This is a genomic window from Streptomyces sp. NPDC006476, assembly GCF_040612015.1.
GTDB classification, from domain to species: Bacteria; Actinomycetota; Actinomycetes; order Streptomycetales; family Streptomycetaceae; genus Streptomyces; species Streptomyces griseorubiginosus_B.
Genome location: NZ_JBEXPK010000039.1, coordinates 31,528 through 45,394 on the forward strand (window position 1 = coordinate 31,528; position 13,867 = coordinate 45,394).

Below are 13,867 nucleotides of genomic sequence, written 5' to 3' on the forward strand. Positions count from 1 at the left end.
CCGCTTGCCATACCCGTCGGTCGGTCGGCCTCCCGGTGCCCATGGGTCAAGCGGGCTGTCCGAACAGCTCCCGCAGCACGTCCTCCATGGTCACCAGCCCCTCCAGCCGCCCGTCGTCACCGAGCACGGCGGCGAGATGGGTACGGCTGCCGCGCATCGCCGTCAGGACGTCGTCCAGCGGGGTGGCCGCCCGTACGCGCGCGATGGGCCGCATGTCGCGCACCCGGAACGGCACGTCCCGGCCGACGGCGTCCAGGGCGTCCTTCACATGGAGATAGCCGGTGATCCGGCGGCTCTCGTCGACGACCGGGAAGCGGGAGAAGCCCGACTCGGCCGACAGCCGCTCCAGCTCCTCCGGAGTGACCCCCACGCGCGCGTAGACGACGCGTTCCAGCGGCAGGACGACATCGCGCACCGGACGCCGGCCCAGTTCCAGGGCGTCGTTCAGCCGCTCCAGCGCACGGTCGTCGATCAGACCCGCCGCGCCCGAGTCCCGCACGATGCGGGCCAGCTCGGCGTCCGAGAAGGTCGCCGCGACCTCGTCCCTGGCCTCCACCCGCAGCAGCCGTAGCAGGGCGTTGGCGAAGGCGTTGATCGTGAAGATCACCGGACGCAGGGCGCGGGACAGGGCGACCAGCGGCGGCCCGAGCAGCAGCGCGCTGCGCACCGGCTCGGCGAGCGCGACGTTCTTCGGCACCATCTCGCCGAGCAGCATGTGCAGATAGGTCGCCAGGGTGAGCGCGATCACGAAGGACACCGCGTGTCCCGCGCCCTTGGACACGCCCACGGCGTGGAACACCGGCTCGAGCAGATGCGCGATGGCCGGCTCGGCGACGACACCGAGGACCAGGGTGCACAGCGTGATGCCGAGCTGGGCCGCCGCCAGCAGCGCGGACACGTGCTCCAGACCCCACAGCACGCTCCTGGCCCGCCGGTCGCCCTCCTCGGCGTGCGGTTCGATCTGGCTGCGGCGCACCGAGATCAGCGCGAACTCGGCGCCGACGAAGAAGGCGTTGACGACGAGCGTCAGCAGGCCGATCAGCAGCTGTACGGCGGTCACTTCCCACCCTCCTCGACGGTTCGGTCGGCGCTGTCGTCGAACGGCGCGTGCAACAGCACCCGCGCGGCCCGGCGCCCCGAGGCGTCCACCACGTCCAGCCGCCATCCGGCGACGTCGACGGTGTCGCCGGTGGCCGGGATGCGGCCGAGCTCGCTCGCGACGAGGCCGGCCAGCGTCTCGTACGGCCCCTCGGGCGCCCGGAGTCCGACACGGGCGAGCTGGTCGACGCGGGCGGAGCCGTCGGCCGAGTACAGGGCTCGGCCGTCGTCGTCGCTGCCCGCCGGGGCGAGGTCGGGTGTCTCGTGCGGGTCGTGCTCGTCGCGCACCTCGCCGACGACCTCCTCGACGATGTCCTCCAGGGTGGCCACGCCGGCGGTGCCGCCGTACTCGTCGATCACGACGGCCATGGTCCGCTTGCCGGACAGCCGGTCGAGCAGCCGGTCGACGGTGAGTGTCTCCGGGACGAGCAGCGGCTCGCGCATGATCTCGGAGACGGGTGCGCGCAGACGACGGTCGGCGGGTATCGCCAGCACGTCCTTGATGTGCGCGATGCCGACGACCGAGTCGAGGCCGCCGCGGTGGACGGGGAAGCGGGACAGCCCGGTCGCGCGGGTCGCGTTGGCCACGTCCTCGCAGGTGGCCTGCGCGTCCAGGGCGACGACTTGCACGCGCGGGGTCATCACGTTCTCCGCCGTCAGGTCGGCGAGGTTCAGGGTCCGCACGAACAGCTCCGCGGTGTCCGCCTCCAGGGCCCCTTCCCGCGCGGAGTGCCGGGCCAGCGCGGCCAGCTCCTGGGGGCCGCGCGCCGAGGCCAGCTCCTCGGCGGGCTCCAGGCCGAAGCGGCGCACCACGCGGTTGGCCGTGTTGTTGAGGTGGGTGATGAAGGGCCGGAAGGCCGCGCTGAACCAGCGCTGGGCATTGCCCACCCGCTTGGCCATGGCCAGCGGCGAGGAGATGGCCCAGTTCTTCGGCACCAGCTCGCCGACGACCATCAGAAAGACGGTCGACAGCGCCGTACCGAGCACCAGGGCGATCGAGTCGGCCGCGGAGCGCGACAGGCCCAGCGCCTGGATCGGGCCCGCGATCAGTTTGGCGATGGACGGTTCGGCGAGCATGCCGACGACCAGGTTGGTGACGGTGATGCCGAGCTGGGCGCCGGAGAGCTGGAACGTCAGGTGCCGTACGGCCTTCAGGGCGCCCGAGGCGCCCCGCTCGCCGCGCTCCACGGCCCGCTCCAGTTCGCCCCGATCGACCGTGGTCAGGGAGAACTCGGCCGCGACGAAGGCGCCGCAGGCGAGCGAGAGCAGGATCGCCACCAGCAGCAGGAGCACTTCGGTCATCGGGTCACCTCCGTCCCATCGTCGGGCAGGGCGGGGAGGATCGCGCGATGTCGGACACTGCGCGTGCTACTGGGGGGCTCGCCCATGGGCGGACGCTCACACCTTTCATGCAGGACCGGGTGGTCCCCGATGCGAGGACCGAAGGGTCCTCCCATGGTAAAGGATGGGCAAAGCGCATCAGTCGGCGAAGGGCTTCACCCAGCGCCGCCACTGCTCCTGCGGCTCGTACCCGGCCGCGCGCCAGGCGTGGTGCGCCGTCTCGTTGCGGACCAGCACCATCGCGTCCCCGCGCCGCCCGCCGAGCCGTACGAACCGCTCCTCGGCCGCCGCCAGCAGCGCCGAGCCGATGCCCTGCCGGCGCCGCCGAGGATGCACCGCCAGCCGGTACAGATGGCAGCGCCAGCCGTCGAAGCCCGCGATGACGGTGCCGACCAGTTCGCCGTCCTGCTCGGCCAGGATCAGCGCCTCGGGGTCACGGCCGACCAGGCGCTCCACGCCGTCCCGGTCGTCGCTGATGCTGGTGCCCTCGGCGGCCGTCTTCCAGAAGGCGAGGACGGTGTCGAGGTCGTCGGATGTCGCGGCTCGTGTGCGCGGTTCAGTCATACGGCGATCCCAGCACCGGCGGCCGGCCGGGACACGGAATTCCAGCATCCGGACGCTCAGGACGGAGGCTCCTTCAGTCATGGGCGATGGCCGCCAGCACGTTCATGCGGGACGCACGCAACGCGGGCAGCAGGGCCGCCACGACACCCACCACCGCCGAGCCGATCACCACCGCGACGATCGTGCCCCAGGGGATCGCCAGCGCCTTCATGCCCTGCAGGGCCAGCACCTGCTGGGTGCACACGCCCCACACCAGACCGAGCGCGAGCCCGAGCACCGCGCCGAAGACCGCGATCACCACCGACTCCAGCCGGATCATCCGCCGCAACTGGCGCCGGGCGAGCCCGATGGCACGCAGCAGCCCGATCTCCCGGGTGCGCTCCACCACCGACAGGGCGAGCGTGTTGACCACGCCGAGCACCGCGATGATGATCGCCAGTCCGAGCAGCGCGTACACCAGGTAGAGCAGCACGGCGATCTGGTCGTGGATCAGCTTCTTGTAGTCGGCCTGGTCGCGGACCTGGACCTGCGGATAGGGCTTGAGTGTGGTCTCCAGGTTCCTGCGCAGCTGGTCGGCGCCGGTGCCGGCGGCCTTGTCGACGTAGAGCACGGTGTCCTGCCCGCCCGGCACGTACTTCTCCACTGTGGCGATGCCGAAGTACAGCCCGCCCTGGGTGCCGAATCCGCTGGAGCCCTCCTGGTTGGTCAGGGCGCCGACCCGGACCCGGGTGGTCTGCCGGCCGGGGAACTCGACGGGCAGCACGCTGCCCAGCCGTACGTGGTGGTCGTCGGCGAACTTCGCGTCCATGGCGATGCCGCCGTCGGCCAGCGCGGACGCCGTGTCGCCCCGGGTGTAGGTGATGTGCGCGACGTCGTCGAGTCTCGGGTCGAAGCCCGCGGCCGTCGTCTCGACGCGTTTGCCGTCCGGCAGCCGTACCGCGACGGCCGTGAAGCGCTCCCGGACGACGAGACGGACGCCGTCCGTCGCCCGTACCTTGTCGGTGATCTCCTGGTTGAACGGCATGAAGTTGCTGTTCTGCACCATGAAGTCGGCGCCGAGCGTCTTGTCGATCTGCCGGTCGAAGGACTTGGACATCGAGGCGCTGGCCACCGACATCCCGCCCACCAGGGCGAGGCCCACCATGAGCGCGGCCGCGGTGGCGCCGGTACGGCGGGGATTGCGCAGGGCGTTGCGCTGGCTCATCCGGCCGACCGAGCCGAACAGCGCGGGGAAGGCCCCGCCCAGCACCCGGATCATCGGCCGGACCAGAAGCGGTCCGGCGATCACGGTCGCGATGAGCGTCAGGACCACGCCGAGCCCCAGCAGGGAGGCCGCCGAGGCGGTCCTCGAGGACGCGGCGCAGCCCGCCAGCGCGGCCACGCCGAGGACCCCGACGACGGACCCGGCCATGGCACGCACCTTCAGGGGACGCCCGACGCCCGCCACCTCGGCGTCCGCCAGCGCCGCCATCGGGGACACACCGGCGGCCCGCCGTGCCGGGAGGTAGGCCGCGACGAAGGTGACGCCGACCCCGACGACGTACGCGGCGACCGGTGTCGCCCAGCCCACGACCATCTCGGCCGTCGTGAGGTTCATGCCGAAGGTGCCCATCAGCTTGATCAGCCCGGCGGCGAGCCCGATCCCGGCCGCCAGGCCCAGCGTCGAGCCGACCAGGCCCAGCAGCACCGCCTCGGTGAGCACGGAGCGGCGGACCTGCCGCCGGTCGGCGCCCAGGGCGCGCAGCAGCCCGAGTTCACGGGTGCGCTGGGCGATCAGCATGGAGAAGGTGTTGACGATCAGGAAGACGCCGACCAGGACCGCGATGCCCGCGAAGCCGAGCATCACGTACTTGATGACGTCGAGGAAACCGCCCAGTTGCGCCGCCGAGGACTTGGCCTGCTCACCCGCCGTCCGCACGTCGTAGTCGCGGGTGCCGGTCACAGCGGTGACGCGCTGCTTGAGCTGGGGGTCGGTCACGCCCTTCGCGGCGAACACGGAGATGCTCGTGGCCCGGTCGGGGGAGCCGAGCAGCTTGGCGGCGGCCACCTGGGGGTCGAGGTAGACCAGGGCGGCGCCCGGGTTGGTGGTGGTGAAGGTGGCGATCCCGACGACCCGGACGCGGAAGGTGCCCGGCTGGGCCATCACGGTGAGCGGGTCGCCGATCCGCACGTGCTTCTTGTCGGCGGTGTCCGCGTCGAGCAGCGCCTCGCCCGCGCCGTGCGGGGCGTGACCGGAGGTCAGCCGTACGGGGCTGCGGTCGGTCAGGTACCAGTCCGTGGCGATGGTGGGTGCGCCGGTGGTGGGTCCCACCGACTTGTCGTGCCGGTCGACGATCGTGACGTTCTGGACGCCCACCTCCGCGTGGGTCGACCCGACCCCGTCGACCCGCGCCAGCCGCCGCGCCAGCTCGGCGGGCACGGTCCGGGTCTCGCCCGTGGGCACGGAGGACTTCAGGTCCTCCTTGGGCGAGACGGTGACGTCGGCGGCGGTGGAGTGGAAGAGCCGGTCGAAGGTGCGGGTCACCGTGTCCGAGAAGATCAGGCTGCCCGCGACGAACGCCACGGACAGGATGATCGCGAGCGCCGAGAGCAGCAGCCGGCCCTTGTGCGCGAGGAAGCTCCGCAGCGTCGCCCTGAGCACCGGCCTACTCCCGTCCGTCCGTGTCCGCGCCCTCGTCCTTGTCGCCGACCTGGCTGCGGATGACGTCGAACCGCTTCATCCGCTCCAGTACGGCCTCCGCCGTGGGCCGCTCCATCTCGTCCACGATGCGCCCGTCGCCGAGGAACAGCACCAGGTCGGAGTGGGCGGCGGCCCCCGGGTCGTGGGTCACCATGACGACGGTCTGCCCCAGCTCGTCGACGGCCTGGCGCAGGAACGCGAGCACCTCCAGGCCGGCCCGCGAGTCCAGGTTGCCGGTCGGCTCGTCGGCGAAGATCAGCTCGGGCCGCGAGGCCAGCGCCCGTGCGCACGCCACACGCTGCTGCTGGCCGCCGGACAGCTGCGAGGGCCGGTGCTTGAGCCGGTCCCGCAGACCGAGGGTGTCGATGACCTGGTCCAGCCACTTCTCGTCCGGCTTCTTGCCGGCGATGTCCATGGGCAGGGTGATGTTCTCGGCCGCGTTGAGCGTCGGGATGAGGTTGAACGACTGGAACATGAACCCGATCCGGTCCCGCCTGAGCCGGGTCAGCTCGCGCTCCTTCAGTCCCGTGATCTCGGTGTCACCGAGCCACACCTGACCCGCCGAGACCGTGTCCAGGCCCGCGAGGCAGTGCATCAGCGTGGACTTGCCGGAGCCCGAGGGGCCCATGACGGCGGTGAAGCGGCCGCGCGCGATGTCCACGTCCACCGAGTCCAGGGCCAGCACCGTCGTCTCGCCCGAGCCGTACGCCTTGGTCAGCCCGTGGGCGCGGGCCGCGATCCCGTCGGCCGGCGCCTGGCCGGGGGCGTGCTCCGCAGCAGATGTGGACAAGGCCGCTTCCTCCTCAGGACGTGTCGACTCCCGCGTCCCGGCCGAGCGTAGTGTGATCCCGCCCACACCCGGTATCCCCCTTGCGGTCGGGCCGGTCTCCACCCCAGGTCGGGCCCCCGATACCGGTGTAAGGGGCATCCTCCACCCTGGGCAGGAGGGGCACGTGCCTCTTGCCGCGCTAGCGCCTCGGCGCTAGCTTCGAGGTATGGCGAAGACGCAACTGAACGTGAGAGTGGACGAGGGCACCGCCCGCGCCGCCCGCGAGCGCGCCCTGGCCCGCGGGATGAGCGTCAACCGCTACATAGAGGAACTGGTCAGACAGGACACCGGCGAAGTGGGGCACACCTTCGTCGAGGCCGCGGCCGACTTCATGAAGCAGTACGAGTCGGTCTTCGCGGACGAGTTCGACGGGGAGAACGAGGGCACGCGCGAAGGTCGCCGCTGATCCCTTGAGCAACCTCAGAATCGACCTTGCCTGGCTTCTCATGCTCGCCGAACAGAACACCCCGGGGGATCCCCAGGTCACCGACTGGGGCGCCCTCGTCGCGGCCGTCGCCCGCCACGAGGCGGAGATATTCGACGTGCCCGTCTACGACAGCCCGCACGCGCGCGCCGCCTCCCTGCTCCAACTCCTCATCCACGTCCCGGCGCTGGAGCGTTCCAACGCCCTGTTCGCCTCGGCCGTCGCCTACGCCTATCTCGTCGCCAGCGGCCTGAAGGTGGCCACCTCGCCCGTGCAGGTCCGCGAGCTGGCCCGGCTGGTCAAGAGCGGCGAGGCGACGGTGTACGACATCGCCGCCGAGCTGCGTCAGTGGACGGTCTGATCACGTGTCCGCGGCCGCTTCCTCGGCCGCGGGCCGCCAGGCCGTGCCCAGCACGCAGTACGAGGTGGGCAGGGTCGGTCCGGACTCCGGCATCAGCAGCCGCCGGTAGGGGCCGAGTTCGAACCCGGCGGCGCGCAGGGCGGCGACCGGGTCGCGGGCGAGGTGACAGCCGCCGTTGAGCGGCGGCCACAGTGTGCGGTCCAGGAGCCGCTGGGTGAGGGTCATCGCCGGACCGCCACCCCGGCCGTGCTCGAAGAACCGCACGACTCCACCGGGCCGCAGCACCCGCCGAACCTCGCCCAGCGCCCGCGGCACGTCCCGCACGCTGCACAGCACCAGCGAGACCACCGCCGCGTCGAAGGCCTCGCTCTTGACCGGCAGCGCCTCCGCGGCGGCCGGCACGACGTCGACCGGCACCTCGGCGCGCAGGGCGTTCTCGACCGCCAACTGCCGCAGGCTGCGCTCCGGTTCGAGCGCGACCACCTCCGACACGGTGCTCGGATAGTGCGCGAAGTTGAGCCCGTTCCCCGCGCCGATCTCGATGACGCGGCCCGACAGCCCCGCCAGCAGCCGGTCACGGATCGCGCCCATCCCCATCCGGGTCTCGGCCGAGACACTGACCCGGGCGTAGTAGCGGGCGAACAGCGGGTGGTGCACGGGATCCCGGGCCGTCTTCACGGAGCCGGAGCCGGGGGAGCGTAGCGGCATGGGGACCTCCTCCGCAGGACGGGCCTTAGGGCGATTGTCCCCCGAACGGGCCCCGTGCACCCCTCTGTGGCGGGTCACCGGACGAAGTCGCGGCCCCGATCCCCTACGGCTGGGGCGCCTCCCGCCTCCGGAACATCTCCGCGTCCCAGGTGCCGTCCAGCCGTGACGCGAGCCAACCCGGTGCCTTCGCGCGGAAGTCGGCCGGGGCGAGGGAGCCCGCGCCCATGGGGAGGGCGCCCAGCAGCGGTGCTCCGGCGACGTCCGGCAGGTCGGTGATGTTGCAGCGCATCGCCAGATCGGGCGAGTCCGGCCAGCCGCCGATGACGACGCCGAGCAACTCCACGCTCCGGCGCCGCAGTTCACGCGCCGTCAGTTCCGTCGTGTTGAGGGTGCCGAGACCGGCCGTCGCCACCACCAGCACCGGCGCCCGCAGCAGTTGCGCCGTGTCCGCCAGGGTCCCGCCCGCCTCGTCGAACCGCACGAGCAGTCCGCCGGCGCCCTCCACGAGCACCAGATCGTGCTCGGCGGCCAGCTTGGCGGCGGCCTCGGCGACGTCCTGCGGACGCACCGGCGTCATCCCGGCCCGCCGCGCGGCCGTCGCCGGCGCCAACGGCTCGGGAAAGCGGGCCAGTTCGGCCGCCGTCAGGTCGCCCGCCAGCCGGGCCACCTCGTCCGCGTCCCCGCGCTCGTCCGGCCGTACCCCCGTCTGCGCGGCCTTCAGTACCGCCACCGAGCGGCCGGCGGCGACCGCGGCGGCGGCGACCGCGGCCGTCGTGATCGTCTTGCCGACCTCGGTCCCCGTGCCCGTGATCACCAGTACCGGCATCTCAGCCCTCCCGCGCCGCCGCGCACACCGCGCGCGCGATCCGTGCCACGTCCGCGTCCCCGGTGACGTACGGCGGCATCGTGTAGACCAGATCGCGGAAGGGCCGCAGCCACACGCCCTCGCGCACGGCCGCCTCCGTGGCGGCCTTCATGTCGACGGCGTGGTCCAGCTGTACGACCCCGATGGCGCCCAGGACCCGTACGTCCCGCACACCCGGAAGCTCACGCGCCGGTTCCAGACCCTCCCGGAGCCCCGCCTCGATGCGCTTGACCTCCGCGAGCCAGTCCTGGCCGAGCAGCAGCCCGATCGAGGCGCAGGCGACGGAGGCGGCCAGCGGGTTGCCCATGAAGGTCGGCCCGTGGGCGAGCACCGGGACCTCGCCCCGCGAGATGCCGTCGGCGACCCGCGCGGTGCACAGGGTCGCCGCCATGGTCAGGTAGCCGCCGGTCAGCGCCTTGCCGACACACATCACGTCCGGAGTGACGGCCGCGTGCTCCGCCGCGAACAGGGCGCCCGTCCGGCCGAAACCGGTCGCGATCTCGTCAAAGACCAGCAGCACGTCGTGCGCGTCGCACGCCTCGCGCAGCACCCGCAGATAGGTGGGGGAGTGGAACCGCATCCCGCCCGCGCCCTGCACCACAGGCTCGACGATCACGGCGGCCAGCTCGTCGGCGTGCTCGGCGATGGAGGAGCGCAGACGCTCGGCGTACGCCTCCTCGTACTCGGCCGGAGGCGGGTCGACGAACACCTGGCGCGGCAGCACCCCGGTCCACAGCTCGTGCATCCCGCCCTCGGGATCGCACACCGACATCGGCTGCCAGGTGTCGCCGTGGTAACCGCCGCGCCAGGTCAGCAGCCGCTGTTTCGCGGGCCGACCGAGGGAACGCCAGTACTGCAGGCACATCTTGACCGCGACCTCGACCGACACCGAGCCGGAGTCGGCGAGGAAGACATGCTCCAGACCGTCAGGAGACATGTCGACAAGGAGCTTCGCGAGGCGTACGGCGGGCTCGTGGGTGAGCCCGCCAAACATCACATGGCTCATCCGGCCGAGCTGCTCGCGCGCGGCCTCGTTGAGCACCGGGTGGTTGTAGCCGTGGATCGCCGACCACCAGGACGACATGCCGTCGACCAGCTCGCCCGAGCCGTCCGCCATCCGCAGCCGTACCCCGCTCGCCGACTCCACGACGAGCGGTTCGGCCCGGCCGGGCATCGGCCCGTAGGGATGCCAGACGTGCCGCCGGTCCAGCTCCAGCAGCTCGGGGACGGGCAGGTCAGGCATTGGGCGCGAGGTCCGTCCCGGCACCGCGGCGGCGCACGGCGACCAGGTCGGTGCGGGGCTCCGCCGCGACCGCCGCCGTACCGCACACCCCGCCGGCCTCGTGCGAGCCGCACCCGGCGCCGTCGTGGGAGCCGCAGCCCGCGCTCTCGTGCGAGCCGCAGCTGCCGCCGACCGTCACCCGGTGCTCCGGCAGGGTCACCTGGTCGGTGCCCTCCACCTCGAACCCGGCGTCCGCGATCATCTCCAGGTCGGCCTGGCCGGCCTGGCCCTCGGTGGTCAGGTAGTCACCGAGGAAGATCGAGTTGGCCAGGTTCAGCGCGAGCGGCTGCTGGGTGCGCAGATGGACCTCGCGGCCGCCCGCGATGCGCACCTCGATGTCCGGGCAGACGAACCGCACCATCGCCAGGATGCGCAGACAGCGCTGCGGGGTGAGGTGCCACTCCTTGGCCAGCGGGGTGCCCTCGACCGGGATCAGGAAGTTGACCGGAACGGAGTCCGGGTCCAGCTCGCGCAGCGAGAACACGACGTCGACCAGGTCCTCGTCGCTCTCGCCCATGCCGGCGATCAGACCCGAGCAGGCCGACAGACCGGCCGCGTGTGCCTTGGTCACGGTGTCGACGCGGTCGGCGTAGGTGTGCGTGGTCGTGATGTCCCCGTACGTCGACTCCGACGTGTTGAGGTTGTGGTTGTAGGCGTCCGCGCCCGCCTCGCGCAGCCGCTCGGCCTGGCCGTCGGAGAGCAGACCCAGGCAGGCGCACACCTCGACGCCCTCGTTCTGGTCCTTGATCGCCTTGATGGTGCCCGCGACCCGGTCGATGTCCCGGTCGGTCGGACCGCGCCCGGACGCCACCAGGCACACCCGCTTGGCGCCGCCCGCCAGGCCGGCCGCCGCGGCCTTGGAGGCCTCGTCCGGCTTGAGCCAGGTGTACTTGAGGATGCCCGTGTCGGACCCGAGGCGCTGGGAGCAGTAGGAGCAGTCCTCGGGACACAAGCCGGACTTGAGGTTGACGAGGTAATTCAGTTTCACCCGCCGGCCGAACCAGTGCCGGCGCACCTTTCCGGCCGCGGCTACCACGTCGAGCAGGTCGTCGTCGGAAGTGGCGAGGACGGCCAGAGCTTCCTCGCGGGTCGGCAGCTCGCGCCGAAGCCCCTTGTCCACCAGCGTGTTCAGCAGGTCCATGAGAGCCGATCCTGTCTTACCGACCCGTCCCGGGCCAAGGAGAGATTGAACAAGAGCCGGACTTCGCCGTGTGTGGATTGCCACACCATGGGGTGCGGCCCGTGCGATTAGTGTCTGTCCACTGCCTACAAAATCCCCGGAGGAGCCATGGCGTTCGGCTGGATCGACGAGCAGGCGGAGCTGCGCCGCCGCGCCGGACTCGTACGGACCCTGCGGCCACGCCCGGCCGACTCGCCGCTGCTGGACCTCGCGAGCAACGACTACCTGGGACTGGCGCATCACCCCGAGGTCGTAGAAGGGGCGGCCGCGGCGGCGCACACCTGGGGCGGCGGCTCGACCGGTTCCCGGCTCGTCACCGGCACCACGGAACTGCACACCGAGCTGGAACGGGAGCTGGCCGGTTTCTGCGGGTTCGAGGCGGCACTGGTCTTCTCCTCCGGCTACGCGGCCAACCTGGCCGCTGTCACCGCGCTGGCCCCGCACGGCTCGCTGATCGTCTCCGACGCGGGCAACCACGCCTCGCTGATCGACGGCTGCCGACTGGCCCGGGGCGTCACCCAGGTGGTGCCGCACTCCGACCCGGAGGCGGTGCGCAAGGCGCTGCGGACGGGTGAGGGCCCCGCAGTCGTCGTGTCCGACACGGTGTTCTCCGTCGACGGCGACGCCGCTCCGCTGGACGCGTACGCCGCCGCCTGCCGGGAGCGCGGCGCCGGTCTGGTGGTCGACGACGCCCACGGACTCGGCGTCCTGGGCGACGGCGGCCGGGGTGCCGCGCAGGCGGCGGGCCTGGCGGGCGCCGAGGACGTGGTGGTCACGGTCACGCTGTCCAAGTCGCTCGGCAGCCAGGGCGGAGCGGTCCTGGGCCCGGCCCGGGTCATCGACCATCTGGTCAACGCGGCCAGGACGTTCATCTTCGACACGGGCCTCGCCCCCGCGGCGGCGGGCGCGGCACTTGCGGCGCTCAGGCTGCTGCGCCGTGAGCCGGAACGGGCGGCACGGGCCCGTGAGGTGGCCGCCGAACTGCACGCACGGCTGACCGCCGCGGGCCATGAGGCGGTACGTCCCGACGCCGCGGTCGTCTCGGTGCGCGCGCCGTCCCCGGAGGGGGCCGTGCGGTGGGCGGCCGACTGCCGTACGGCAGGCCTCGCCGTGGGCTGTTTTCGTCCTCCTTCCGTGCCCGACGGCATCTCCCGGCTCAGGCTCACCGCCCGCGCGGACCTCTCCGAGGCGCAGCTGGAACGCGCTGTGCGGGTGATCGGCGAAACGCGACCATGAGTCGGCGTGGACACGGCCGTGCCTCGTCCGATCAAAACCGATCAGAAACTGTTCGGCAGGTGGTCAGGACCGGAACGCGGCAGTGAAGTCCGTCCAGCTCTCGGGGGAGAAGAGCAGCGCGGGTCCGGCCGGGTCCTTGGAGTCGCGCACCGCGAGCAGCCCGGCCGCCGGGCCGGAGTGCGGCAGCGCCGTCTCGACGCAGTTGTTCGCTCCCGTGCTGTAACTGCTGCGCAGCCACCGCACGCCGTGCAGGTCGGTGCTGGTGGGAAGGGTCCGAGGCAGTGCGGTCATGGGTGCCTCCTCACGCGCCGTCGTCGAGACCGGCGAGGTAATCCAACGAGTCCTCGGGCGAAAGGGCGTGGATCCGAAGGGTGTTGAAGGCCTCCGTATAGGCCTGGAGGTCTTCTTTCCGCTCGAGGTAGAGGCTACTCGTCAAGTGGTCGAGAACAACCACATCCAGATCAGAAGTGCTCGAAAATGAGAAGATTACGAAAGGCCCGGTGATGCCCACATGGGCCCCGGCAGTGAACGGCAGTACCTGGAGCCGCACTTGGGGCAGCCGCGCCGCCTCCATCAGCTGCTGCCGCTGGCGGGCCATGACGTCCGGGCCGCCGATCTCCCGGTGCAGCACCGCCTCGTCGAGGATCGCGCTCAGCTCCAGCGGCGGATCCGACCGCAGCACGTCCTGCCGGGCCAGCCGCACCTCCACCAGCGCGTCCAGCCGCTCGTCGTCCAGACCGCCGACGACGGCCCGGGTCACCGCCCGCGCGTACTCGGGCGTCTGCAACAGCCCGGGCACGACCGAGGTCTCCAGGGTGCGCATCGCGCTCGCCTGGGACTCCAGGCTGATGAAGTCGCGGTAGGTCGGCGGGAGCACCCCCCGGTAGGCGTGCCACCAGTGATGCCGGCCCGCGCCCTCGTCGGTCCCCGCCAACGCCAGCAGCAACTCGCGCAGTTGGGCGTCGGCAACGCCGTAGGCGTCCAGGAGTAACCGCACGTCGGCCGGTTTGACCCCGCTTGAGCCGGTCTCGATACGGCTCACCTTCGACTGGTGCCAGCCCACCAGCCGGGCCGCCTCACCGCTGGTGAGCCCCGCGCTCGTGCGCAACGCACGCAGCTCGGTGCCCAGTTTCCGACGGCGCACCGCGGGACCGTGCAGCATGCGCTACTCCTTACTCCTTCCGGGCCACCCAAATACGGTCTCTCGTCGCAGAGTTCACCGCTTTGAGCGACAGATATATGCATATCTTGGTGGATCGGCACCGTGACCGGCGCGGTAATGGCAGTCTGGCGAAGAAG

Annotated in this window: 14 protein-coding genes; 3 read left to right on the forward strand and 11 right to left on the reverse strand. The window is 71.8% G+C overall.

The genetic code is table 11. The features are described 5' to 3' along the window. Positions 1 to 46 precede the first annotated feature (46 nt). From ABZZ74_RS34475 to ABZZ74_RS34495, 5 genes are all read right to left on the reverse strand, one after another. Positions 47 to 1,060, reverse strand: a complete 1,014-nt coding sequence (locus ABZZ74_RS34475) for a hemolysin family protein (protein WP_356771768.1) — start codon at positions 1,058 to 1,060, stop codon at positions 47 to 49. After that, positions 1,057 to 2,400 (reverse strand): hemolysin family protein, encoded by a 1,344-nt coding sequence (locus tag ABZZ74_RS34480; protein WP_356771770.1) that lies wholly within the window; start codon positions 2,398 to 2,400, stop codon positions 1,057 to 1,059. Before ABZZ74_RS34480 ends, ABZZ74_RS34475 begins: the two co-directional genes overlap by 4 nt. 177 nt (positions 2,401 to 2,577) lie before the next feature. Then, positions 2,578 to 3,003, reverse strand: coding sequence for a GNAT family N-acetyltransferase (locus ABZZ74_RS34485; protein WP_356771772.1), 426 nt, complete (start codon positions 3,001 to 3,003; stop codon positions 2,578 to 2,580). A gap of 73 nt (positions 3,004 to 3,076) precedes the next feature. Beyond that, positions 3,077 to 5,644 (reverse strand): FtsX-like permease family protein, encoded by a 2,568-nt coding sequence (locus tag ABZZ74_RS34490; RefSeq protein ID WP_356771774.1) that lies wholly within the window; start codon positions 5,642 to 5,644, stop codon positions 3,077 to 3,079. A gap of 4 nt (positions 5,645 to 5,648) precedes the next feature. After that, the gene (locus ABZZ74_RS34495; RefSeq protein ID WP_356771776.1) at positions 5,649 to 6,473 is read right to left on the reverse strand and encodes an ABC transporter ATP-binding protein; all 825 of its coding nucleotides are present in this window, start codon (positions 6,471 to 6,473) and stop codon (positions 5,649 to 5,651) included. 205 nt (positions 6,474 to 6,678) lie between these two features. Here ABZZ74_RS34495 and ABZZ74_RS34500 point away from each other — a divergent pair, with 205 nt between their 5' ends. Both ABZZ74_RS34500 and ABZZ74_RS34505 read left to right on the forward strand, forming a co-directional pair. After that, positions 6,679 to 6,918, forward strand: a complete 240-nt coding sequence (locus ABZZ74_RS34500) for a toxin-antitoxin system HicB family antitoxin (protein WP_356771778.1) — start codon at positions 6,679 to 6,681, stop codon at positions 6,916 to 6,918. A 4-nt stretch (positions 6,919 to 6,922) separates the two neighbouring features. Further along, positions 6,923 to 7,297, forward strand: a complete 375-nt coding sequence (locus ABZZ74_RS34505; protein WP_133047586.1) for a fic family toxin-antitoxin system, toxin component — start codon at positions 6,923 to 6,925, stop codon at positions 7,295 to 7,297. Here the strand turns inward: ABZZ74_RS34505 and ABZZ74_RS34510 are convergent, their stop codons facing one another. From ABZZ74_RS34510 to bioB, 4 genes are all read right to left on the reverse strand, one after another. Further along, positions 7,298 to 8,005, reverse strand: coding sequence for a class I SAM-dependent methyltransferase (locus ABZZ74_RS34510; protein ID WP_356771780.1), 708 nt, complete (start codon positions 8,003 to 8,005; stop codon positions 7,298 to 7,300). Positions 8,006 to 8,108: 103 nt separating this feature from the next. Further along, positions 8,109 to 8,831, reverse strand: coding sequence for a dethiobiotin synthase (bioD, locus tag ABZZ74_RS34515; RefSeq protein WP_356771782.1), 723 nt, complete (start codon positions 8,829 to 8,831; stop codon positions 8,109 to 8,111). 1 nt (position 8,832) lies between these two features. Continuing rightward, entirely contained in the window at positions 8,833 to 10,113 is a 1,281-nt protein-coding gene (locus tag ABZZ74_RS34520) for an adenosylmethionine--8-amino-7-oxononanoate transaminase (RefSeq protein WP_356771784.1), read from the reverse strand. Then, on the reverse strand, positions 10,106 to 11,293 hold the full coding sequence (bioB, locus tag ABZZ74_RS34525; RefSeq protein WP_356771786.1) for a biotin synthase BioB: 1,188 nt from the start codon (positions 11,291 to 11,293) through the stop codon (positions 10,106 to 10,108). Before bioB ends, ABZZ74_RS34520 begins: the two co-directional genes overlap by 8 nt. A gap of 147 nt (positions 11,294 to 11,440) precedes the next feature. Here bioB and ABZZ74_RS34530 point away from each other — a divergent pair, with 147 nt between their 5' ends. After that, positions 11,441 to 12,568 (forward strand): 8-amino-7-oxononanoate synthase, encoded by a 1,128-nt coding sequence (locus ABZZ74_RS34530; protein ID WP_356771788.1) that lies wholly within the window; start codon positions 11,441 to 11,443, stop codon positions 12,566 to 12,568. 63 nt (positions 12,569 to 12,631) lie between these two features. On the opposite strand, the gene ABZZ74_RS34535 is transcribed toward ABZZ74_RS34530, so the two are convergent. Together ABZZ74_RS34535 and ABZZ74_RS34540 are read right to left on the reverse strand one after the other, a co-directional pair. Further along, positions 12,632 to 12,859 (reverse strand): DUF397 domain-containing protein, encoded by a 228-nt coding sequence (locus ABZZ74_RS34535; protein ID WP_356771790.1) that lies wholly within the window; start codon positions 12,857 to 12,859, stop codon positions 12,632 to 12,634. A gap of 10 nt (positions 12,860 to 12,869) precedes the next feature. Further along, on the reverse strand, positions 12,870 to 13,730 hold the full coding sequence (locus tag ABZZ74_RS34540; protein ID WP_356771792.1) for a helix-turn-helix transcriptional regulator: 861 nt from the start codon (positions 13,728 to 13,730) through the stop codon (positions 12,870 to 12,872). Between the last annotated feature and the right edge of the window lie 137 nt (positions 13,731 to 13,867).